This window comes from Amycolatopsis sp. M39, from assembly GCF_001651785.1.
GTDB classification, from domain to species: Bacteria; Actinomycetota; Actinomycetes; order Mycobacteriales; family Pseudonocardiaceae; genus Amycolatopsis; species Amycolatopsis rubida.
In genome coordinates, this window is the sequence record NZ_LWSF01000009.1 from 142,084 (window position 1) to 164,326 (window position 22,243).

The 22,243-nt window shown below is 70.0% G+C and carries 22 protein-coding genes; 10 read left to right on the forward strand and 12 right to left on the reverse strand.

The window, feature by feature from the left end; translation table 11 throughout:
* Positions 1–77 precede the first annotated feature (77 nt).
* Entirely contained in the window at positions 78–410 is a 333-nt protein-coding gene (locus tag A4R44_RS22255) for a hypothetical protein (RefSeq protein ID WP_067583879.1), read from the forward strand.
* 2 nt (positions 411–412) lie between these two features.
* On the opposite strand, the gene A4R44_RS22260 is transcribed toward A4R44_RS22255, so the two are convergent.
* Complete coding sequence (locus A4R44_RS22260) at positions 413–2,008, reverse strand: ABC transporter permease (protein WP_067583882.1); 1,596 nt, start codon at positions 2,006–2,008, stop codon at positions 413–415.
* Positions 2,005–2,904, reverse strand: coding sequence for an ABC transporter ATP-binding protein (locus A4R44_RS22265; RefSeq protein WP_067583885.1), 900 nt, complete (start codon positions 2,902–2,904; stop codon positions 2,005–2,007). Before A4R44_RS22265 ends, A4R44_RS22260 begins: the two co-directional genes overlap by 4 nt.
* Positions 2,905–2,998: 94 nt before the next feature.
* On the opposite strand from A4R44_RS22265, the gene A4R44_RS22270 reads away from it, so the two are divergent.
* Complete coding sequence (locus A4R44_RS22270) at positions 2,999–3,484, forward strand: GbsR/MarR family transcriptional regulator (protein ID WP_067583888.1); 486 nt, start codon at positions 2,999–3,001, stop codon at positions 3,482–3,484.
* On the opposite strand, the gene A4R44_RS22275 is transcribed toward A4R44_RS22270, so the two are convergent.
* Positions 3,481–4,044, reverse strand: coding sequence for a TetR/AcrR family transcriptional regulator (locus A4R44_RS22275; protein WP_067583890.1), 564 nt, complete (start codon positions 4,042–4,044; stop codon positions 3,481–3,483). The genes A4R44_RS22270 and A4R44_RS22275 overlap by 4 nt on opposite strands.
* 88 nt (positions 4,045–4,132) lie before the next feature.
* On the opposite strand from A4R44_RS22275, the gene A4R44_RS22280 reads away from it, so the two are divergent.
* The 6 genes from A4R44_RS22280 to A4R44_RS22300 all read left to right on the forward strand — a co-directional run bounded on the left by A4R44_RS22280 (position 4,133) and on the right by A4R44_RS22300 (position 11,585).
* Positions 4,133–4,762: an NAD(P)-dependent oxidoreductase gene (locus A4R44_RS22280; RefSeq protein WP_067583894.1), complete on the forward strand. Its 630-nt coding sequence runs from the start codon at positions 4,133–4,135 to the stop codon at positions 4,760–4,762.
* Between the two features lie 589 nt (positions 4,763–5,351).
* Positions 5,352–6,101, forward strand: a complete 750-nt coding sequence (locus tag A4R44_RS22285) for an SGNH/GDSL hydrolase family protein (protein WP_095213517.1) — start codon at positions 5,352–5,354, stop codon at positions 6,099–6,101.
* Between the two features lie 99 nt (positions 6,102–6,200).
* Entirely contained in the window at positions 6,201–6,341 is a 141-nt protein-coding gene (locus A4R44_RS48160) for a hypothetical protein (protein WP_157904962.1), read from the forward strand.
* A gap of 1,514 nt (positions 6,342–7,855) precedes the next feature.
* Entirely contained in the window at positions 7,856–8,461 is a 606-nt protein-coding gene (locus tag A4R44_RS22290) for an RNA polymerase sigma factor (protein ID WP_067583896.1), read from the forward strand.
* Complete coding sequence (locus tag A4R44_RS49175; protein WP_067583898.1) at positions 8,458–8,943, forward strand: hypothetical protein; 486 nt, start codon at positions 8,458–8,460, stop codon at positions 8,941–8,943. Before A4R44_RS22290 ends, A4R44_RS49175 begins: the two co-directional genes overlap by 4 nt.
* 53 nt (positions 8,944–8,996) lie before the next feature.
* Positions 8,997–11,585 carry a CHAT domain-containing protein gene (locus A4R44_RS22300; protein ID WP_067583901.1) on the forward strand — a complete coding sequence of 863 codons (2,589 nt, stop codon included), beginning with the start codon at positions 8,997–8,999 and terminating at the stop codon, positions 11,583–11,585.
* A gap of 133 nt (positions 11,586–11,718) precedes the next feature.
* On the opposite strand, the gene A4R44_RS22305 is transcribed toward A4R44_RS22300, so the two are convergent.
* Both A4R44_RS22305 and A4R44_RS22310 read right to left on the reverse strand, forming a co-directional pair.
* Positions 11,719–12,477 (reverse strand): polysaccharide deacetylase family protein, encoded by a 759-nt coding sequence (locus A4R44_RS22305; RefSeq protein WP_067583904.1) that lies wholly within the window; start codon positions 12,475–12,477, stop codon positions 11,719–11,721.
* Between the two features lie 84 nt (positions 12,478–12,561).
* A complete protein-coding gene (locus A4R44_RS22310; RefSeq protein WP_067583907.1) occupies positions 12,562–13,008 on the reverse strand; it encodes an SRPBCC family protein in 447 nt (148 codons plus the stop codon).
* A gap of 74 nt (positions 13,009–13,082) precedes the next feature.
* Between A4R44_RS22310 and A4R44_RS22315 the strand changes: the two genes are divergently transcribed.
* Positions 13,083–15,041 (forward strand): FUSC family protein, encoded by a 1,959-nt coding sequence (locus tag A4R44_RS22315; RefSeq protein WP_067583910.1) that lies wholly within the window; start codon positions 13,083–13,085, stop codon positions 15,039–15,041.
* A gap of 367 nt (positions 15,042–15,408) precedes the next feature.
* Here A4R44_RS22315 and A4R44_RS22320 read toward each other — a convergent pair whose 3' ends face one another.
* The 4 genes from A4R44_RS22320 to A4R44_RS22335 form a co-directional block, all read right to left on the reverse strand.
* Positions 15,409–15,666 (reverse strand): antitoxin, encoded by a 258-nt coding sequence (locus A4R44_RS22320; RefSeq protein WP_067583912.1) that lies wholly within the window; start codon positions 15,664–15,666, stop codon positions 15,409–15,411.
* 65 nt (positions 15,667–15,731) lie between these two features.
* Positions 15,732–16,700 carry a prephenate dehydrogenase gene (locus A4R44_RS22325; protein ID WP_067583915.1) on the reverse strand — a complete coding sequence of 323 codons (969 nt, stop codon included), beginning with the start codon at positions 16,698–16,700 and terminating at the stop codon, positions 15,732–15,734.
* A 29-nt stretch (positions 16,701–16,729) separates the two neighbouring features.
* Complete coding sequence (locus A4R44_RS22330; protein WP_067583918.1) at positions 16,730–18,736, reverse strand: NADPH-dependent 2,4-dienoyl-CoA reductase; 2,007 nt, start codon at positions 18,734–18,736, stop codon at positions 16,730–16,732.
* A gap of 1 nt (position 18,737) precedes the next feature.
* Entirely contained in the window at positions 18,738–19,280 is a 543-nt protein-coding gene (locus A4R44_RS22335; RefSeq protein ID WP_067584087.1) for a PadR family transcriptional regulator, read from the reverse strand.
* 113 nt (positions 19,281–19,393) lie between these two features.
* Between A4R44_RS22335 and A4R44_RS22340 the strand changes: the two genes are divergently transcribed.
* A complete protein-coding gene (locus A4R44_RS22340) occupies positions 19,394–20,167 on the forward strand; it encodes a patatin-like phospholipase family protein (protein ID WP_232791718.1) in 774 nt (257 codons plus the stop codon).
* 163 nt (positions 20,168–20,330) lie between these two features.
* Here A4R44_RS22340 and A4R44_RS22345 read toward each other — a convergent pair whose 3' ends face one another.
* From A4R44_RS22345 to A4R44_RS22355, 3 genes are read right to left on the reverse strand one after another with little or no spacing between them, the layout of a single operon-like run.
* Complete coding sequence (locus A4R44_RS22345) at positions 20,331–20,672, reverse strand: hypothetical protein (RefSeq protein ID WP_067583921.1); 342 nt, start codon at positions 20,670–20,672, stop codon at positions 20,331–20,333.
* A 42-nt stretch (positions 20,673–20,714) separates the two neighbouring features.
* The gene (locus A4R44_RS22350) at positions 20,715–21,563 is read right to left on the reverse strand and encodes an SAM-dependent methyltransferase (RefSeq protein WP_067583924.1); all 849 of its coding nucleotides are present in this window, start codon (positions 21,561–21,563) and stop codon (positions 20,715–20,717) included.
* A gap of 49 nt (positions 21,564–21,612) precedes the next feature.
* On the reverse strand, positions 21,613–22,086 hold the full coding sequence (locus A4R44_RS22355; RefSeq protein ID WP_067583927.1) for a MarR family winged helix-turn-helix transcriptional regulator: 474 nt from the start codon (positions 22,084–22,086) through the stop codon (positions 21,613–21,615).
* Positions 22,087–22,243: the final 157 nt, after the last annotated feature.

A 22,243-nucleotide genomic window follows, 5' to 3' on the forward strand; every position in this document is an offset into this window, starting at 1 on the left:
CACAGTGCGTAACGAGGCTTATGATCAACGCGACGAAACCCTCGTAGCCGAGTGACCGTGCGGCGAGGAGGTGCCGGATGTCGGACACCGCTCCCACCTGGGGTTATGTCGTCGTGACCGGTCTCGCCGGGCTGGCGGGCGGGCTGCTCGTCGCCGCGCTGCTGGTCGCCGGTCGCACTCCGCGTCCGGCCGGAGAGTCGTCGCCGCCCACTCCGCCGCCCGTGCAGCAGGTGACGGTCACGGTGACCGGCCTCCCTCTGCCGCCGATCACCGTGACCCATCGCCCGCCGGCACCCCCGGCCCCGCCGCCGCGCACGACCACGGCCACGGTGTCGGTCACCCCGGCTCAGCCGAGCCCGTCGGCACCCCCGCCGACCACGCTGCGCCCGTTCTTCCGCGACGAACGCTGACCTCAGCCGACGTCGCGCCGCCGCCAGCCGGTCAGGCCCACCGCGAGCACCACCGCCGAAACCGCCAGCAAGACGACCAGCGGCAAAGCGGTGAACACCTCGCCGGGCACCTTCGGCGGATGCTGGAACGGCGAGACGTCCAGCAGCACCTGCGGCGCGTTGACGACCGGCCCGAACATGCTGATCAGCAACGCCAGCGCCGCCACGCCCCAAGCGGCGGTCGCCAGTTTCGGCAGCAGCCCGAAGATCAGCGCGGCCACCGCGACGATCACCCACGCCGCGGGCACCTGCACCGCGACGGCCGCCACCATGTTCCCGACCGAGCGGCCGACGTCACCGCTGCGCAGCCCGTTCGACAGCCCGAGCAGCACGCCTCCGACGAGCACGAGCAACGCACTGCCGACGAACGCGAACACCAGATGGCTCGCGGCCCAGCGCAGCCGTCCAACCCGTGTGGCCAGCAGCGGTTCCAGCCGGATCGAGGTTTCCTCGGCGCGCATCCGCAGCGTCGCCTGCACGCCGTAGAGCGAAGCGAGCATCGCGAACAGGCTGACCATCGTGGCGAGGAAAGCGTCGACCAGTCCATGCGATCCGCCGAGCCGTTCGAAGATCTGCCTGCTCTGCTCGGTGCCGCCGACCAGGCCGGAAATGCCCTGCGCGATCGTCCCGAACAACGCGCCGCCGACCGCGAGCCCGACCAGCCAGCCGAACAACGGACCGCGCTGCAGCCGCCAGGCCAGCGAGAACGGAGACCGCAGCGACGGCACGGCTTCGCTGGGGCCGAGCCGCGGCGGAAGCAGGCCGACGCCGACGTCACGACGCGGCAGCAGCGCGTAGGCCACGGCACACAGCACGAGCGTGGTCGCGACGGGCAAGATCAGTACCCACCAACGTTCCTCGGCGAACGGCCGGATCTGCTGCGCCCAGCCGAGCGGCGACAGCCACGACAGCCAGTGCGCGTCGGTGGTCGAATCACCCGCGCCACGCAACAGAAACGCGGCGCCGAGCACGGCCGTGCCGATGCCGTTCGCGGTGCGCGAGTACTCGCCGAGTTGCGCGGCGACCGCGGCGACGCCGGTGAAAACCAGCCCGGCGAGCGCAGTGCTCGCGCCGAGCGCGACGGAACCCGCCGCGGGAACCTTCGCCGCCAGCGTGATCGCTTGCAGCACCCCGATGAGCACGCTCGCCCCGCCGGTCACCGCGAGCGCGGCGGTGAGCGGCGCGTATCGACCGACCACAGTGGACGCCAGCAGTTCGGCGCGGCCGGTGTCCTCCTCCGCGCGGGTGTGCCGGGTGAGCGTGAAGACCGCCATCAGGCCGGTCAGCAGCGCCAGGAATCCGCCCATCCGCCAGGCGATGAACCCGCCCGCCGTGGCGAGATTGAACGCCGGGCCGTAGAGCAGCGCGAACGACGGGTTCGCGGCGGCCGACGCGACGAGCCCCGCCCGGCTCGCCGCGGTCGGATAAAACTGGTCGTAACTGCTGATCGTGGCCACCGGGATGAGGCTGAGCAGGACGATCCAGATCGGCAGGATGATCCGGTCGCGGCGAAGGGCGAGCCGGATGAGCGGCCCGGTGCCGTTGAGCGCGCCGCTCATTTCCCGGCCTCGAGTTCGTCCGCGTAGTGGCGCAGGAAGAGTTCCTCAAGCGTCGGCGGACGGCTCTCCAGGCTGCGCACTCCGATCTGGGTCAGCTGGCGCAGCGCGTCCTCTAGCGAGCGTGTTTCCACGTCGAAGCGGACGCGGGTGCCCTCCATTTTGAGGTCGTGCACGTCGGCGAGTTCGGCGAGGCCGTTCGGCGGTCCGGCCAGCTCCGCGGTGATCGACGTGCGGGTCAGATGGCGCAGTTCGGCGAGCGTGCCGGATTCGACGGTGCGGCCGCCCCGGATGATGCTCACCTTGTCGCACAAGGCTTCCACCTCGGCGAGGATGTGGCTGGACAGCAAAACGGTGCGGCCCTGCGCGCGTTCCTCCTGGATGACCTCCTGGAAGGTGGCCTCCATCAACGGGTCGAGGCCCGAGGTGGGCTCGTCGAGCAGCAGCAAGTCCACAGTGGATGCGAGCGCCGCGACGATGGCGACCTTCTGCCGGTTGCCCTTCGAGTACGTGCGGCCCTTTTTGCGCGGGTCGAGGTCGAAGCGCTCGACCAGTTCCTCGCGGCGCTTCTGGTCGAGCCCGCCGCGCAGCCTGCCGAGCAGGTCGATGACCTCGCCGCCGGACAGGTTGGGCCAGAGGTTGACGTCGCCGGGCACGTAGGCGAGCCGGTGGTGCAGGCTCGCCGCGTCGCGCCACGGGTCGCCGCCGAGCAGCCGGACCTCGCCTGCGTCGGCGCGCAGCAGTCCGAGCAGGACCCGGATCGTGGTGGACTTCCCGGCGCCGTTCGGGCCGAGGAATCCGTGTACTTCCCCCGCGGGAACCTGAAGATCAAGGCCGTCGAGGGCCTTTACCCGGCCGAATGCCTTGTGCAGGCCGGAGATCGCAATGGCGTTTCCCATGGTTCGGAAGCTACACTCTTTTCATGAAGTTGTGAAGTTAAGAAAATGTCTGGACCGAGTGATCATCCAGACGCTCGTGGGAGAGGATGGACGGATGACGACGCCTGAGACGAAGAGGGACGAGGACGCCGTCCGCCGCTACGTCGAAAGCCTGGGTCTGGTGATGTCCCAGATCGGCATGCAGCGCATGTCAGCGCGGGTGTTCGCGGCCCTGATGACGACCGACTCGGGGCAGCTGACGGCTGCCGAACTGGCGGAACAGCTGTCGGTGAGCCCGGCCGCGATCTCCGGCGCGGTGCGGTACCTGGACCAGATCGGCCTGGTGCGGAAGGTGCGCGAACCCGGCGAGCGCCGCGACCACTACCAGCTCTACGACGACCTCTGGTACGCGACTTTCCTCAAACGCGACCGCTTCCTGATCATGTGGCGCGACGCGGCCACCGACGGCGTCGACGCGCTCGGCCCGGACACTCCCGCCGGGAAACGGCTGGCCGAGATGCGGGACTTCCTGGCGTTCATGCTGGTCGAGGTCAACAACCTGTACGACCGGTGGCACGAGCTGCGGAAGAACCGCGACTAGCCGAGCTGTTCCAGGGTCGCGCCGAGCCGGTGGGTGAGGTCTGGTCGCGGCGGGCGTTCCTCGAAGGACGCGAGGAACGCTTCCTGGAAACACGCGCCGAGCAGCAGCCTGGCCGCGGCCTCGACGTCGAGATCGGCCCGCAGTCTGCCCAGCTTGACCTCGGCGGCGAGATAGCCTGCGACGTGCTGGATCGGCAGGTCGGGCCCGTTTTCGAGGCTGTCCCGGTGGGTGCGGAGCAGGTCGCGCGAGGAGAAGAGCGAAACGGAGATTGGGAAGCTCGCGCAGTAGAAGGCCAGCGCCGTGGCAGTCAGCTCGGCGAGATTGTCGCCGAGCTCGGCCTTCCCGGGATGCTCGGTGAGTCTCGCCGCCGTGGCGGCAAGGTCGGGCAGCTCCTCTTTCAGCACCGCGAGGAAGAGTGCGGTCTTGTCGCGGAAGTGCTTGTACAGCAAGGCTTCCGAGTAACCCGAGGCCTGCGCGATCGCCTTGGTCGTGGCGTGCGCGTACCCCTGCTCCCGCATGACCGCCGCTGCTGCGGCGACGATCTCCTCGCGGCTTCCCATGCGTGCTCCCTGAGGCCCTTCTCAGTGCGGTGAGTGTTCACTTACCCTAGCCGGTAAGTGTTTACTCACCCCTCCTTGGAGGTCTCTCATGAAGATCACCGTCCTGGGCGCGAGCGGCCGGATCGGCGGCCTGGCGGTGCGGGAAGCGCTGGCGCGCGGATGGCACGTCACCGCCGTGGTCCGCGACCCCGCGCGGTTGACCGTCCCCGCGCATCCCCGATTGGACGTCGCGGTTCACTCCCTGACCGATGCCGGCCTGGCTCATGCGGTGACCGGCCGTGACGCGGTCGTCCTGGCCCTCGGCCCGTCGGATCTCAAGCCGACGACGGTCAACTCCGACGGCACCCGCTCCGTGGTCTCCGCACTGCGCGGTTCCCGGACGCGGTTCGTGGTGGTGAGCGCGTCCGGCCTGCCCGCCAAGGGCGACAGCCTGTTCTCGAAGCTGGTGCTGAAGCCGTTGCTGGGTGCGGTGTTGCGCAATGGATACGCCGACCTGCAACGGATGGAGTCGATCCTGCACGACGCTCCGGACGTGCGATGGACGATCGTGCGCCCGACGAGGCTGACGGACAAGCCCGCTCGGGAGCACGTGCGCAGCGAGGTGGGGCGTGATGTGCGGCGGAGATTCCAGATCCCGCGCGCGAACGTGGCGCGGTTCTTGCTGGATGCGGCCGAGGACGATTCTCTGACCGGGAAGACGGTGTCGATCGCTCAGTGACGCGGGTGTCTGCGGTTGCCGACACCCGCGGGGGCCTGCGGATAGTGGCGGGTGTGGCGGGGTTGCCTGCGGATGCTGACGGGTGTGGCGGGGTTGCCTGCGGATGCTGGCGGGTGTGGCGGGGTTGCTCGCCCTGCTGCCCGCGATGGGGTTGTCCGCCGACTCTGCCACCTGCGGGGGTGTGCCCGCGCCCCCTGCCATCTGCGGGGGTGTGCCCCCGCCGCCCGCCGACACGGTTGCCTGCGGACCCTGCCGTCTGCGGTGGGCTCACCTGTCGGACCCTGCCGTCTGCGGTGGGTTTGCCTGCGGACTCTGCCATCTGCGGGGGGTGTGCCCCCGCCGCCCGCCGACACGGTTGCCTGCGGACCCTGCCGTCTGCGATGGGCTTGCCCGCGGACCCTGCCACCTGCAGCGGGGTTGCCCGCAGCCCCTGCTGCCCGCGTCTGACGGTTCTGTCGGCAGTTGCAGACATGCTGCTGGCGGAGGGTTTCCCCAAGCTGTCCCCAGGGTTGTCCACAACTCACATCCCCTGTGGACAACTCCCCTCGACGCCCCGGATCTGTCGTAGCCCCTCGTTACTGTCGGAGGCATGGCAGTTCTTCGGCTGTTCCTCCTTTTCCTGATGGCACCCGTGCTCGTCGCGCAGGCTGTTCGGGTGCGTCGGGCGACTCCGCGGCTTCCCGGGGCCACGGGTCCGATCGAGGGCACTCTCGGCACCGGGCGTCCATTGCGGCTCACCGTCATCGGCGAATCGACGGTGGACGGCGTCGGCGCGCTCACCCACGCCGACGCGCTCACCGGCCAGCTCGCGGTGGGGCTCGCCCGCGCGTATCCGGACCGGGAGGTGCGATGGCACGCGCTGGGCATCACCGGCGCGTCGGCACGAGTGGTTCTCGACGAGCTGGTTCCGCGTGTCCGGGAGGCGGACGTCGTGGTCGTCGTCCTCGGCGTGAACGACACCCTGGAGCTGCACTCGGCAGCGCGGTACCGGCGCGATCTGCTGGCGATCATCGTCGAGGTGCGGCGAAGGGCCGGCGATGTCCCGGTCGTTCTCGCGGGCGTGCCTCCAATGGCGAGTTTCCCGTCCTTGCCCCGGCCGCTCCGCGACTTGCTGGGCGCGCGGTCGGTCGCGCTCGACCAGGCGGCGCGAGGGTTGACCCGGCTTCCCGGGGTCACGCACATCCCGCTGGCACCGGGATTGCTCCGTCCGGGAATGTTCGCTGCTGACCGTTTTCATCCCGGCCCGATCGGTTACCGCGCGTGGGCCGCCGCGCTCTCGGAGGGGTTACCGATCGTCACTGACGGTTGGCATCCGGGGGAGGTGGCGCGGCCATCCTGACCGGCAGGTTCACAAAATTCCCAAAAACTTTGGCGCTCCGTGTATCTAGGCGCACTCTGGATGCGTCCTATGGGGCGAACCAAGGAAAGGGAGGGCCACATGCCTGCGGATCAGAAGGACGAGCGGCAGCCGCGAACCACCGTTCCGCCCGTCAAGACGAGCCCCGCGCCTGGGGCGAACCGGGGAGTGCAGCCGGACGGCAACCACGAGCCGCTCGACGACACCGGTACTGCCAAGTAGCGAGACGGGCGGCGCCCGGGAGCCGAGGGGGCTGCCGGACGTCGTCAGCCGGAGGGGTTCGGGGAGGAATCCCCTCCGGCGGGGCCCGAAAGGGGAGCGGGCTCCCCTGGGGGCGGGAAGCACCGGTCGGCACGAGCGAACACTTCACGCCGGCCGGTGCGCACCCGCACGAACGCACGAGACCCGGCGACCTGCTCGGCACAAGGGGGGGCGAGCAGGCCATCGGCCAGTGCGAAGCGACCGACGCACATGACGACAGGGGCTGGCCACGCCGCCGGTCCGGTTCCGCTCGGCCCGGGTCTGGGGGACCCGGCCCGGCCGGACGGGTTCTGAGGGGACCCGACCGGCTGCCGAGCCCACCGGAACAGCGGCAACGGCCACACCCAAGCGGACCGGCTCGCGGGCTGGCGCGGCGGGACGGGTCTGGGGAGGACTTGTCCGGCTGGCGGGTTTCGCGGGTTGGTTCGGCAGGACTGGCGGACCGGCTTGCGGGCTGGCGCGGCGGGACGGGTCTGGGGAGGACTCGTCCGGCTGGCGGGTTTCGCGGGCTGGTTCGGCGGGACTGGCGGGTTGGCCCTGCTGACCTGTCCGGCTGAGCGGATCTCGCGAGGGGTTCGTGGAGCTGGCGGGTCACGCGGGCTGGTCCGGCGGAAGTGGCGGACCGGCTTGCGGGCTGGCGCGGTGGGACAGATCCGGGGAGGGATTTGTCCGGCTGGCGGGCTTCGCTCGCTGGTCCGGTGGGACTGACGGGTTGGCTTGCCAATCCTGTCCGACCGAGTGGACTTCGGGGAGGGGGTTCGCGCGGTCGGCGGGTTGTGCGGGCTGGCCCGGCTGGGGGTCGGGCTTGCGGCTCGGTCCGGTCAGGCGGTTCGGGGAGGAATCCGCTCGGCCGGACCGGGTCGGTGAGCTGACCTGATCCGATCCGGGGGAGGGGTCCGCTTGTCGGCAGGGTGGCGAGCAAGGACCGGCGGGCCGGAGGGGTCCAGGGGAGGGATCGGTCCGGCGGGGCTGGTGAAACAGTTTCCGGGCTGGTGCGGGCGGGCGGATTCAGGGGAGGGATTCGTCCGGCTGACCCCAGCCCGGCGGGGCGCGATGGGTCGTTGGGGGACCCGTCGGGTCCGGCGGAGCTGCCGGGACACGGCCGTGCTGGAGGGGGAGCCCAGCCGGTCGGGTCCTGGGGTCTGGCCGGTGACCTGCGCGAACCTGCCGCCGACCCGCAATCGAACGGCATGAAAACCGCCCCAACCGGCTCCGCGAAAAAACTTACCCGGAAAAGTCAGAGATCGATGTATCCCAGAGCCAGTTGTTCGCTCCTCAACCAAGAGCCCACCCACGGGGCACCCACCGTGCCCCTGGACATCATCCGCATCACCGACACCACTGAAAGAGCGCGCACTAATCACGATCGATCCGGTACCCGACCGGAGAGGCGACCCGCGACGGGTCCGGACGTGCCGACACGACCGGAGGCTTGCTCGCCCAGGTCGGCCCACCTCCGGAGTGAGGCAGCTACGGTGACCGACGTGCACACCACCGAGGTAGACCCGCCCTGGGAAGGCTTGACCGGCGCCGACTTGCACGCCGCGTGCATGGAAGCGGCGCGGGGCGGCGATCGGCGCGCCATGGCGAAACTCGTCGACGAGCTGACGCCGCTCGTGTGGCACGTCGCGCGCGCCAACGGGCTCGACCGGCAACTGGCCGAGGACGTGGTCCAGACCGTGTGGCTCGCTCTGTTCAGTCAGCTCGCGAAGCTGCGCGACCCCCGCGCGCTCGCTGCTTGGCTGATCACCACGACTCGCCGGGAGGCGACCCGTCCCTACGGCAGGCGCGCCCAGCCGGTGCCGCTGTCGGACGAGGTCGCCGCGACGCTGGAAAGCGATCATCCCGCGCCTGAGGAGGAAGCCGTCCGCGCCGACCGGGATCGCCGGGTCTGGCGCGCCTTTCTCCGGCTGCCCGCACGCTGCCAGGAGCTGCTGCGGCTGACCGTTCTCGCCGGCCGCGCCGAGTACCGGGCGGTGGCCGAGGCTATGCAGATGCCGCGCGGCAGCGTCGGGCCCACCAGGGGCCGCTGCCTCGACTCGATGCGCGATCTGCTCGCAGGAGAAGGGGGTGCCCGGTGAGCGACGACATCGGCAGGCCGGGACACGGCCACGCGGTTCCGGACGACGAGGCCATCCTGGCCGATATCGGCCGGTTCCTCGACGAACTCGACCCGCCGCCGGACGATCTGGTGCAGCGGGTCCAGTTCGCGCTCGAACTCGAGAACCTCGACGTCGAGGTCGCACGCTGGGAACGGCTCGACGAACTGGCAGGCGTGCGCAGCACGGCGACCGGCACGATCACGTTCACCGTCAGCGATCTGACCGTGATGATCAACCTGACCAAAATCGGGAAGGTGCACCGGATCGACGGCTGGCTCGCGCCCGCCGGCGAGTACGACGTGGAGGTCCGCGTCGCCGATCACGGCACGTTCGCGACGGCGACCGACGAAGGCGGCCGGTTCGTGCTCGAACGCGTCCCCTGCGGAACCACGCAGATCCTCGTGCACCTCGGCGCCGGCCCGCACCGCCGCACCGTCGTCACGCCGACCGTCGTGCTCTGAGAAACCCGGACGGGCGTTATGGACAGTGGCGGAGGTGTGCTCCCATAGAGTCCGTGTCCGCGCCCGTCCATGATCGAACGATCGCGGCGGCGTCCGATCTGTACGCGCGCGGCCGGGCCGCCGCGTCCGACCAGCGGCCCGGTATCGCGGTGCGGTTGTTCCGCAGCGCGATCACGCGGCTGGCGCGCGTTGCCGAACCGCTGCCCGAACACCGGGAACTGCAGGTCCGCGTCCTGGTGAGCCTCGGCGCCGCCGAGGCCGAGGTCGCCTCCACCGACGCCGGTCTCGTGCACCTGGAGACCGCGCGCCAGCTTCGCGACCAGCTCCCGGAGAGCAAGGTCGCCCGCGAGCTGGGCTTGCTGGTCACCGGCCAGCGCGCGGTGGTGCTGATGCGCGGCGGCCGGTCCAGCGAATCGCTTTCGGTGTACGACGCCGTCATCCCCGGAATCGAGGCCGAGTTCGACGACAGCCGCCGGACGCTGGTCGTCATGCTCCTGAACCGCGCTCTGGTGCAGATGGCGTTGAACCATCCGAACGCCGCGCAAGCCGACTTGGAGCGCGCGCTCGGCTTCGCCCGCGAGAACGGGCACACCCTGCTGGAGGGCAAGATCCGGCAAAACCTCGGCGATCACGCGCAGCTCATCGGCGACGTCCCGCAAGCCTTGTCCAGCTACGAACAAGCCGCGCGGATCCTCGTCACCGAATCGCCCGGTTCGATCCCGTTGATCCGGCTCGACCAGGCTCGCGCGCTGCTCACCGCGGGTCTCGCCGACGAGGCGGGCAGGCACCTCGACGAGGCGCTGCCGGAGTTGCGCGCCAACGGATCCGGCCAGCACATCGCGGAAGCCGAGGTGGCCCGGGCCGCGGCCGCGTTGCTGGAGGGCGATTTCGCGCTGGCGCGAAAGTCCGCGTCGGACGCGCGGCGCCGATTTCTCCGCCGCGGCAATCGAACGTGGGCCGAGATCGCCGGCCTGGCACGGTTCCGGGCGGAAGCGCAGCAGGTCCTGTCGGACCGCAAAGGGCGCTCTACCTCGCGGTTGCCTGCCGAACTCGTCTCGATCGCCGAACGCTTGGCCGCACTCGGGCTGCGGGACGAGGCGGCGGTCGCGCGGCTCTTCGCGGTGCGATTGTTGATCCGCCGCAAGGAAATCTCCGAAGCCTCGCTCGTTCTCACGCACGTCCCGGCACCGCGGGCGACGTCGCCGGTCGACCACCGGATGCTGTTCCGGTTGTGCCGGGCGGAATTGGCGGTGGCCGAGGACCGGCCGCGCGCGGCGCTCGCGCAGGCTCGCACCGGACTGCGCGAACTCGGCACGATCCGCGACCGGATGGGCGGGCTCGACCTGCTGTGCGGCACGGCCGTGCACGGCGAGGAACTCGGCAGGCTGGCAATGCGGCTCGTGCTGCGGCGCGCGCGGCGGAACGCGGCCGGCGCGCGCCGGATGTTCGCCTGGCTCGAACGCACCCGGGCGCAGGTTTACCGGTACGAACCGCTGCCGGTGATCGAGGATCCGGTGCTGGCCAAGCACATCAACGAAATGCGGCACGTCCAGCGCACCATTCAGCGCGCCCGGCTGGAAGGCGAGCCGGTGAAGGCGCTGGAGCAGCGGTACGCCGAACTGCAGCGCGAGGCGAGCAGGCTCGGCTGGTACACCAGCCAGTGGGGCCGTCCGCGGCCGGTCGCGACGCCGGACGAGGTCGTGGCCGCGCTCGGCGATCGCGTGCTGGTGAGTTTGGTGCCCTACAACAATCAGCTGTACTCGGTGGTCGTCGACCGCGGGACGTTCCGGCTGCTCAAACTGGGTCCGCTGGACGACATCGTGGAGACCGCGACCCAGCTGCACGCCGACCTCGACGCGCTCGCGCCGGACCATCTGCCGCCGATGCTGGCCGAGACGGTGTCCGCGTCCGCGCGGCGGCGGGCGGAGAAGCTCGACGCGCTGATTTCCGCGTCGCTGGTCAAAACGCTCGATGACCGCGAGCTGGTGATCGTTCCGATCGGCCAGCTGTACGCGATGCCGTGGGGCGCATTGCCGTCGCTGCGCGGGCACCCGGTGTCGATCGTGCCGTCGGCGACCGCGTGGATCACCGCGAAGCGTCCGGCCGAGGACGGTCCGGTGCTGCTGGCAGGTGGTCCTGGCGTGCCGGGCGCGGTCGGCGAGGTGAGCAAGCTGCGCTCGGTGTACCCGGACGCGCAGCTGGTCGAGGGCGACGCCGCGACGAGTGCGACGGTCCTGACCGCGTTGGACGGAACCCGCTTGGCGCACCTGGTCGCGCACGGCGCGCACGAGCCGGCGAACGCGCTGTTCTCCCGTGTCGAACTGGTGGACGGCCCGCTGTTCGCGCACGAGACGACCCGGCTCGCGAACCCGCCGGAGCGCGTGGTGCTGGCCGCGTGCGAGCTGGCGATGAGCCACATCCGGCCGGGCGAGGAGGCACTGGGTTTCGCCGGAACGCTGCTGGCGAGCGGTTCGAAGACGGTCATCGGCGCGGTGGCGCGGGTCGGGGACAGGGCGGCGGCGGACACGATGGCGGACCTGCACCGGCGGCTCGCCGAGGGGACTTCACCCGCGCTGGCCCTGGCCGAAGCGGTGGCGGTGGACCCGATGCGGCGGCCGTTCGTGTGCCTCGGGGCTGGCTGAGCGCGGAGGGGGTGGCGGCAGCCTGCGTCGTGAGTGTTTAGCCCGGTTCTAACCGTGATCGCCACGCACGACGCTGGCGAAGCAGCGAGGCGGCACCTTCGCGATGCGCGGTGGCACGAGGGGGAGTGGCGGGTCAGCCTAGGAAGTCGGCCAGCGGAACCGGCGTCAGGCCGTCCTTCTTGGCCTGGGCGATGAACGCTTCGTAGTCTTCTTTGAAGGTCTTGCGGAAGTGCATCAGCACGATGTCGCCGGGGCGGAGCTTGTCTCCGGACTGGAACTGGACAACGCCGTCGTTCACCGAGGCGGTCCACAGGACACTCGCGCGCATGCCGCACATCGCGGCGGCCTTCAGCGTGTTCTGGTCGTAGTTGCCGAACGGCGGGCGGAACAGGGTCGGGCGGATGCCGAGCGAGGACTGGAAGTCGTCGGCGTCGTCGCAGATTTCCTTCTTCTGGAAGTCCAGCGGTTTGCCCTTGAGGTTCGGGTGGTTCACCGTGTGGTCGCCGAGCACCGCGCCGGTCGAGTCGAGGATGGCCTTGAAGTACGCCTCGTGCCCCTTCACGTACCGGTTGTTCAGGAACAGCACCGGATGGCCGCCGGACTGCTGGATCAGGCTCTGCGCCGACGGGTCCTTCACCGCGCCGTCGTCCATGGTGATGAAGACGTACGGTTTGTCGGTCTTGATGCGGCGGATCAGCGGAACCTTGCCGTCTTCGATCGCCGGTGCCTTCTGCTGCACGGTGCCGAACGGGTACGGCCCGGGTGGCGGACCCGGTTTCTGCGCGCCCGGCGCGGGGTTCGGCTGTTCCGGGGGTTGACTCGAGTCCGGGCTGGAGCACGCCGACAGCACCAGCAAACCGGCGAGCGCCGCCGCCAGCCACCGTTTCGCCATGCCGCTTCCTTTCCCTCGGGGTCACCCGAGGGGATGACGTCTGTACTCCGGCATGAGTTGATCGCTGTGGTGCAGCGCACCCGGTCAGGCAGCGTGAGTGCCCGCTTTGGCCAGCTGTGTGGCCAAAAATCCGATCACGCTGCGCAACGCTGAGAGGGCTGCCAGACCCGTTCCGGGGATGCGTTCGGCGAACGAACCCGACCACCTGAGGTCCGTGCCGCCGGCGGCGTTCGGCGTGAACGTCACCTCCGCACGATAGTCGCGGACCGGGCTGAAACCGTCGAAGGTGTAGACGTGCCGCCGATCCGGTACGTATTCGAGAGTCCGTTCGCGGACCCGAACCGGCCACAACCCGACTTCCCGGACAGCGCCGACCCGGCCGTCGTCGCCGAGCGTCGCCCAGCGGGCCTGCCAGACGAGCGGCCGCGCCCACGTCGACCACTGAGTCCCGTCGCTTTCCAGCCGGAACAGCACCGGCGGAGCGGCGGCGCTCACCCGGTTCACCTCGAACGAGTACCTGCGACCCGGCATGAAAGCTCCCTGAAGACGTTGTTGACCGCGCGACAAATCAATCCCGGACGGCCCCGGTAGGTCAAGATGGTGCGGTGAGCCGCCCCGACTTCGCCGCGCCGCACTGGCTGACGCAGCTTCTCCGTTCCAAACCGGTTCCCATTCCGTGGAACATGGTCGCTCGCGCGGTGGTCGCGTTGGCCACGCCGCTGGCGGTCGCGTACGCGGCGGGCGACATCGCGGTGGGCGCACTGATCTCCACCGGCGCGCTGCCGACCGTGCTGTCCGAAGCGGCCGGGGCCTACCGCTATCGCGCGCGCCGGCTGGGCGGCGCGACGTTCGCGGCCGGGCTCGGGTATCTCGTCGGGCTGCTGACCGGCGGCATGCCCGCCTGGTCGATCCCGGCGATCGTGGTCATAGCGGCGATTTCCGCGCTCATCAGTGCCGCGGGCAGCAACGCGTCGGTTGCCGGGCTGCAGATGTTCGTCTTCTGCGTGCTCGGCACCGCGCAACACGCGACCGGCGTACGCACTGAAGTGCTCTTCGGCTACTTCTGCGCGGGCGCTGGCTGGGGACTGCTGGTCGCGCTCGGCACCTGGACGCTCCGCGCGACGAGCCCCGAACGCACCGCCGTCGCACAGGTCTACATCGAACTCGCGGCGATGCTGTCAGCCGAGGACGAACCGACTTCGCGGGTCGCGCGCCACCAGCTGACCACCGCGATGAGCACGGCGTATGACCGGTTGCTGGTCGCGCGCTCGTGGCTGTCCGGCCGAGACGCGGCGTATCGCCGGCTGCTGAACCGGTTGTCCGCGACGACGCCAGCGGTCGAAGCGTCGGTGGCGATGGTCAACGCCGGGCAGCGCGCGCCGGACGAGGTGATCGACTACCTGACCCGCGTAGCCGCGTCAGTGCTGGCGAGCCAGCCGCTGCCGCCCGCGCCCGAGCTGTCGGACGAGAACGCCGACGCGGTGGTCAGCGCGCTTTACGCCGGGCTGGCGCGGATCGGGAAGCTCGACGACCGCAAGCGCCGCAAGAAGGTCTCGCTGCTGCGTCGTGTGCGCGAGTGGGCGAGCGGTCTCTCCGGGCCGCTGACGTGGCTGGCGACGCTGCGGCTCACGGTGTGCGTCGCGGTGGCCGAAGTGGTGGCGCTGATGGTGCCGTTCGAGCGGTCGTACTGGATCACGCTCACTGTCGGCGTGGTGCTGAAACCGGACTTCGGCTCGGTATTCGGCCGCGCGGTGCTGCGCGGGATGGGGACGGTCGCGGGCGTCGGGATCGGCGCGGTGGTGCTCGCGTTCGGCGCGCGCGGCTGGGTGCTGGTGGTGCTGATCGCGGTGTTCGCCGGTGGGGCCGCAGTCGGGAAGGTGCGCAACTACGGGATGCTCGGCACGTTCGTGACACCGCTGATCATCCTGCAGATGGACCTCGCCAACACTGGCAGCTGGACCGTCGTGCTCGCGCGGCTGGTCGACACCGTGATCGGCTGTGTGATCGTGCTCGTCGTCGGCTATCTGCTGTGGCCGGGTTCGCGGCGGCCGACCGTCGGCGGACGGCTGGCGGACAGTTTTGACACGGTCGCCGAGTACGTCCGCACCGCGATGGTGCTGAACTCGACCAGCGAATCGCGGCTCGCCCGGTCGCGGGCCCGGCGCGGGGCGTACCGCGCGCTCGCGGACCTGCGGACGGCGTTTCAGCAGGTGATCGTGGAGCCGTCGCCCGCGGGCAGGCAGGCGGTGGCGTGGTGGCCGGTGATCGCGGGGCTGGAGCGGGTGACCGACGCGGTGACCGAGGTCGGCGTGACCATCGGCGAGGGTGCGCCCGCTCCGTCGCCCGCGGACATCGAGCTGCTCACGGACGCGTTGGCGGAGCTGGCTTCCGCGATCCGTGAGCAGCGGGACCCGGATTCGGTGCCGATGCCGGACAACCCTCGGCTCGCCGGGGTGGTGGACCAGCTCGGCTCGACGTTCGACGCGGTACGCGGACCGGACCTGGTGGAACGATCGCCGCTGCGGCTGGTGCGCCGGTTCCTGCCGTACCACCGGCGCACCTGAGCCGCGCGCTTATGCCGAGAGCGCACCCAATGCCGCATCGGGTGCGTGGGATGCACCGAATGTGGCGTTGGGTGCGCCGGATGCATCCAATGTGGCATTGGGGTGCAGCGGATGCGCCGAGCGCGGCGCCGGATGCAGAGATGCGCCGAACGCGGTGCTGGGCGGAGCGGATGCGCCGAACGCGGTGCTGGCGGAGCGGATGCGCCGAACGCGGTGCCGGGTGCAGCGGATGCGCCGAATGCCGCATCAGGTGCTCCGCTCTTGCCCCCCACCGCCTCCCCAGGCGGAGGCGCTGCACCGCAGGGCTAATTCGTGCAGCCAATGCCGCAGTGGGGCGCGACCCAGGCCCAACCTGGAGGCGGAGGGATTACTGCTGTCCGCCGGGCTGGCCGCCCTCGGGCTTCGGGCCGTCCTCCGGCTTCTCGCCGCCTTCTTCGTTCTTGCCGGTGACCTTGCCGAGCAGGTCCTTGGCCTTGCCGACGCCGCCGTCGATCTGCGAGTCGTGGCCGCTGACCTTGGACTTCGCGAATTCGGCCGCCTTTTCGAGACCCTGCTCCAGCTTGCCGCTGTTCTCGCGCAGCGCCTCGGTCGCCTTGTTCTTGAGCTCGTCGAAGTTGATGCCCATCGAATGCCTCCCCGGGGTTGGGATTGAGAGGATTCAATCGTCACACACCAGGCGTTCCAGGCAAGTCAAGACACTTCGCCGAGTGCGACGGCTCCGTCCAGTCCGGTGATCCGGCCGCCGCGTTCGCCGAGTGCGACGAGTCCCTCGCGGGCGTCGGCGGCGGTGAGGTCGATGCGGACGCCGGACAGCGCCGCGTCGCGGGCCGCTTCCAACGCCAACGCGCCCTCGTGACCTGCGTTGATGGTCGCGGCGAGGCCGCCGGTGGAGGCGAGTGAACCGCGGGCCGCGCCGAGGCGGCCGAGGGCGTCGTCGACGATCGGGAGCAGGGCGTCGCGGTTGCCTTCGGTCATCGCGCGCACCAGGTCCGGCGACGATCCGGCGACGCGGGTGCCGTCGCGGAACGAACCGGCGGCCAGCGACATCGCGAGCGGGCCGCCCTGTGCGCCGACCGAGGCGAGGATCGCGGCGAACAGGTGCGGCAGGTGCGAGATCCGGGCGACCGTCTCGTCGTGCGAATCGGCGGGCAGCGGCACGGCGTGCGCGCCGACGTCCAGTACGAGCCGGGTGACCTCGGCCCACGCCGTGAGGTCGGTTTCCTCTTCGACACCGACGACCCAGGCCGCGTCGCGGAAGAGCATGGTGTCGCCGGCGAGCCAGCCGGAGTGCGAGGTGCCCGCCATCGGGTGTCCGCCGACATAGCGTGTGTATGGCGCGCGCCTGCGGACCGCGTCGAGCATCGGGCCCTTCACGCTGACCACGTCGGTGAGGATGCAGTGCGACGCGTGTTGCGCGACCAGTCGCAGCAGGTTCTCCACCGCGGGCAGCGGCACGGCGATGACCACGATCGCGTCCGCGGCCGCCGCGCGGTGCAGGGCGGCTTCGGCGTCGGTGGTGACGTCGTAGCCGCCGCGGCTCGCCGCGTCAGCGTCCACTTCGGACACGGTGGTTCCCCATACGGTCCTGCCGCTCGCCGCGGCGGCTCGCAGCAGGGAACCGCCGATGAGCCCGAGCCCGATTACGCATACGTCTCGCACGGGGCCATCCTGCCAGTGCGCGCAAGCGGCTACAGGACGGCGGCCAGCCGGGTGCCCTGGTCGATCGCCCGTTTGGCGTCCAGTTCCCGTGCTTGGTCAGCCCCGCCGACGAGGTGCACCGGCACGTCGCCGAGCGCGCCGGCGAGCTCGCGCACGGATTCCTGGCCAGCGCAGACGACCACGGTGTCGACTTCCAGCAGCTGCGGTTTCCCGTCGACCGTGACGTGCAGACCGGCGTCGTCGATCCGGTCGTAGGAGACGCCGCTGATCTTTTCCACGCCCTTGGCGCGCAGGGCCGCGCGGTGCACCCAACCAGACGTCTTGCCGAGCCCGGCCCCGATCGGCGACTTCTTGCGCTGCAGCAGGTAGACCTGCCGAGGCGACGGTTCCGGCTTCGGCTCGGCCAGCCCGCCGGGCGCGAGTGCGGGGTCGGTGACGCCCCATTCGGCCATCCAGGCGTCGCGATCCAACGCGGGCGACGAACTGTGCGTGAGGAATTCGCTGACGTCGACGCCGATGCCGCCCGCGCCGATCACCGCGACCCGCTCGCCGACGGGTTTGCCGTGCCGCACGACATCGACGTACGAGAGCACCTTCGGATGGTCGATCCCGGGCAGCGCCGGGACTCGCGGTGTGACGCCGGTGGCCAGCACGACCTCGTCGAAACCGGTCAGGTCCGCGGCGGTCGCCCGGGTGCCGAGGCGCACCTTCACGCCGGTGACCTCCAGCCGCCGCAGGTAGTACCGGATGGTCTCGGCGAATTCCTCTTTGCCCGGAATCCGTTGTGCGATACCGAACTGGCCGCCGATTTCGTCGTCGGCCTCGAACAGCTCGACGTCGTGGCCGCGTTCGCCGAGCCCGGTCGCGGTGGCGAGCCCGGCCGGTCCGGCTCCGACGACGGCGATCCGCTTGGCGCGCCGGGCCGGGAGCAGGTTCAGGGTCGTCTCGTGCCCGGCGCGGGGATTCACCATGCAGGACACCGGTTTCCGGCTGAACGCGTGATCGAGGCAGGCCTGGTTGCACGCGATGCAGGTGTTGATCTCGTCCGCGCGGCCGGTTTCGGCCTTGTGGATCCAGTCCGGGTCGGCGAGCAGCGGCCGGGCCATCGAGACCAGGTCCGCGTCGCCGTCGGCGAGCGCTTGTTCCGCGACGTGCGGCAGGTTGATCCGGTTGGAGGTCACCACCGGCACGGAAACGTGCGGCTTCAGCTTGCCGGTGACCCAGGTGAACGCGCCGCGCGGCACGGACGTGACGATCGTCGGCACGCGGGCTTCGTGCCATCCGATGCCGGTGTTGATGATCGTGGCTCCGGCCGCTTCGACCTCGCGGGCAAGCGCGACGACGTCGTCCCAGCTCTGTCCGCCTTCGACGAGGTCGAGCATGGACAGCCGGTAGACGATGATGAAGTCCGGCCCGACCTTTTCCCTGGTACGGCGGACGATCTCGACCGCGAACCGGCGACGCTTCGCCGCGGTGCCGCCCCAGGCGTCGGTGCGCCGGTTGGTGCGTTCGGCGAGGAACTGGTTGATCAGATAGCCCTCGGACCCCATGATCTCGACGCCGTCGTACCCGGCGTCACGGGCCAGCGCGGCGCAGTCGGCGAACGCGCGAATGGTGCGGTGCACGCCGTACGCGGTGAGCGCGCGCGGGCGGAACGGGTTGATCGGCGCCTTGCGGCTCGACGCGGAAACGCTCAGCGGGTGGTAGGCATAACGGCCGGCGTGCAGGATCTGCAGCGCGATCTTGCCGCCCTCCGCGTGCACCGCGCTGGTGAGCAGCTGGTGCTGTTTCGCTTCGGCGGACGTGGACAGCTTCGAGGCCAACGGTAACAGCCACCCGGTGCGGTTCGGCGCGAACCCGCCGGTGACGATCAGGCCGACGCCGCCGCGCGCGCGTTCGGCGTAGTACTCGGCCAGCTGCGGGAAGCGGGACGCGCGGTCCTCCAGACCGGTGTGCATCGAACCCATCAGGACGCGGTTGCGCAGCTTCGTGAAGCCGAGATCGAGCGGGGACAGCAGGTTCGGGTACTCGGTCATGTCAGTCCTTCTCGTCGGCCCGCAACGCGGTCAGGATTTCTTCCAGCCACTCGACCTGGCCTTCTTCGACCCGGATTCCGCCGCGCAGCACGAGGTATTGGTGCAGCGGACGGCCGCGGAGCCGGTCCGGGGCGGGGAAGTCGCGCTTCTCGATCTGCCGGTACAGGTCGAGCCGTTCAGCGTGCGCGTCGCGATGCCGGGCGATCTCTTCGGCGACCGCGTTCGCGTCGCCGAACGACGCTCCGCGCAGCTTCACCGCCACCTCCTGCGGACCGGCTTGCGGCGACGGTTCGGCGAGCCAGCGACGCAGTTCGACCCGGCCCGGTTCGGCGACGGTGTAGACCTTCTTGTCCGGCCGCCCGTCCTGCGGGACCACATCGACGGCGACCTGGCCTGCTTCCTCCATCCGCTTCAGCACGCGGTAAATCTGCTGGTGGGAGGCACTCCAGAACAGCCCGATGGACTTCTCGAACCGGCGGGCCAGCTCGTAGCCCGAGCCGGAGCGTTCCGACAGCGAGACGAGGATCGCGTGCTCCAGTGCCATGCCGGACAGTGTCATATGCAACTAGGTGCAGTGCAACTGAGTGCAATCCAGGTCACCCCGCGGAGGGGGCAAATCGGGTCGATCGGAGCCGGAAACGGGATCAAGATGGAGGAGTGCACCCGGTCCTAGAACTGCTCACCACCCGAATCGCCGAAGGCAGCGTGCCAGGGCGGCGAACAGACGACCGCCGGCTGGCGCTCGCGGTCGAAGGTGGCAGCAGTCGCGGCACGTACTCCAGCGGGATGGTGCTCGCGCTCGACGAGCTTGGGGCCACCAGCGCGTTCGACGACGTCTACGGTGCCTCCGCCGGTGCGCTAAACGCGGCGTGGCTGTTGTGCGGGCGCTCGCGGACCGGCGTGCGGACCTGGTGGAATCCGACCGTCATGCGGCGGATCATCAACCCGCTGCACACCCTGCGCGGCCGGGCGGTGATCGATCTCGAGTATCTCGTGCACCAGGTGTACTCGGTGCTCGAACCGATGGATTTCCCGGCGATACTGGCGAATCCGGTCGGCTTCCACCCGCTCGCCACCGACGCCGACACCGGCGAGTCCACCGATCTGCATCCGTTCATCGAGGACGTCGACGGGATCAAAACGGCGCTCGCGGCGTCGTCGTGCATGCCCGTGCTGGCCGGGCCGCCGATCGCGATGGGCGGGCGGCGGTTCGTGGACGCGGGGATCGCCGAGCCGNGAGCCGCTGCCGTTTCGTACTGCGTTGGCCCAGGGTGCGACGGACGTGCTGGTGTTGCGGACCCGGCGCGAGGACGAGCATCCGGTGCCGCCGCCGCGTGTGCAGGACGTCGTTGTGCCGCGGTTTCTGCGCCGGCACGCGCCGGGCACCATCGACGCTTGGCGGACGCAGTATCACCGGGATCTGGAGGATGAGCGCCAGTTGCGGGAAGATCCGCGGTTGGCGAGTGTGCGCCCGCCCGCTGGCGCTCCGGATGTTGTTGTGCTGGAACGGGATCCGGTGGTGCTACGACGTGCGGTGGAGTTGGGGCGGGGAGCGGTTTATGCGGCGTTGGAGGGCCTGCGCAGGGCGTCGTGACTACGAGAACGTACTGTTACTCGTTGGGCGAAAAGCGAAACCGCGAGATAGGGCAGGATTGACGCCCCGCCACGGGGTTCCGCCGGTGCGCCAGATGCGCATGGTGTACCCGCGGGCCACGCCGAAGCCGCCAGCTACCGCGAAACCGGCGATGAGCAACAGGATCGCCGCCGAAGTCGGAGTGGTCTTCGCGATCGCCGCGCCGAGTGCGGCGGCACCCAGTGCGCTGATGACGAGCAGGACCACTGGCGGCCGGTCGGCGCGACGGGCTTGCAGTTGTCGCCACATCAGCCAGGTCAGGACGACCAGGCCGATCAGGATGTTGTCGAAGGTGTTCGGCACGGGGGCCACCGTGCCGGGCACGCGCCGGGTGGGAAAACCCTGTCAGGCCTGCGGTTTGCGGGCCACGCCGCCGATCACTCGCGATTCCGACGGCACCTTCGCGAACACAGTGTCGGCGTCCGGATGCCACGCCGGCGCGTACACCAGGCCCGGTTCGAGCAGCGGCCAGCCGCCGAAGAACCGTTCGAACTCCGCCTTCGTGCGCAGGATGCCCGGGTTCGTGGTCGACTCGTAGTAGTTGATGATGTCGACCAGTGCCTGGCGTTCGTTGTCGTCCACCGGGTTTTCGTTGGTCATCTGGGAGAGGATGAGCAACGAGCCCGGCGCGAGCTGTTTGCGGTAGAACTCGAGGATGCCGTCCGGGTCCTGCTCGTCCTTGATGAAGTGCAGCACCGCGTTGACGATCAGCGCCACCGGCTGCCGGGCGTCGATCACGTGCGAATCGGCGACCCGGTCCCACAATTCGGCGGGCTGCAGGAGATCGGCGGCCATCGCCTGGTGCCGGTCCTCGTCCGCGGTGTCGGCGAGCAGCACCTGCGAATGCGCGAGCGCCACCGGCTCGTTGTCCAGGTACAGCACGGAGGTGTCGTGCTCCGGGCGTTCGTCGTCGGCCACCTCGTGCACATTGCCCGCGGTGGGCAGGCCGGAACCGATGTCGACGAACTGCCGGATGCCCTCGCGCACGCTCTGGCGCACCGCGCGGCCGAGGAACTGCCTGCTGGTTCGGCAGTACTCGCCCATCAGCGGCAGCCGTTCGCGCACCTTCTCGGCGAAGATCCGGTCGATCGCGTAGTTGGTGGTGCCGCCGATGAAGTAGTCGTAGACGCGGGCCGCCGACGGCCGGTCCAGACTGGCTTCCACCGCGCGCAGTGCTTCGTCCTGTGTGCTCATCGCCGTCCTCACGCTCGCCCTGGCGCTCATGCTAACCATGGCGTCGGGTTCAGTTCGGCCGGTAGGACTCCCGGTAGGTGTTGACCGAAGCCGTCAGCTGATCCATCGCGGCGCGCATCCGGCCCAGTTCGGCGTTGTCCAGGCCCATCGCCGCGCCGATGTGCGGCGGGATCCGTTCCGCCTTGGCGCGCAACGCGGTTCCCTCGCCGGTCAGCCGGATGCGGACCGAACGCTCGTCGTCGGATTGGCGCTCGCGCTTGATCAGCCCGGCCTTCTCCAGCCGCTTGAGCAGCGGCGAGAGCGTGCCGGAGTCGAGGTTCAGTGCGGATCCGAGTTCCTTGACCTGCTGCTCGTCCTGCTGCCACAGCGCGAGCATCACCAGGTACTGCGGATACGTGAGGTCGAGCGGTTCGAGCAGCGCGCGGTAGAGCGCGGTGACTGCCCGGGAAGCCGAGTACAGGCCGAAGCACAGCTGGTCGTCAAGGAGCAACGAGCCGGTTTCCCCGGTGTCTGGGCTGGTCATCGGTGGCCTCCCGTGAGTTTCTTCCGCCAGCTCTCCATCCTCTCTCGGTTGGGCGGGAAGGGCAACTCAAGTGCTCTAGATCTCATTGGGCAAGATTAAGTTGTGTACAACTGAATTGCGAGTTATGTTTGTGCGGTCCGACCGATCCGCTACCGGA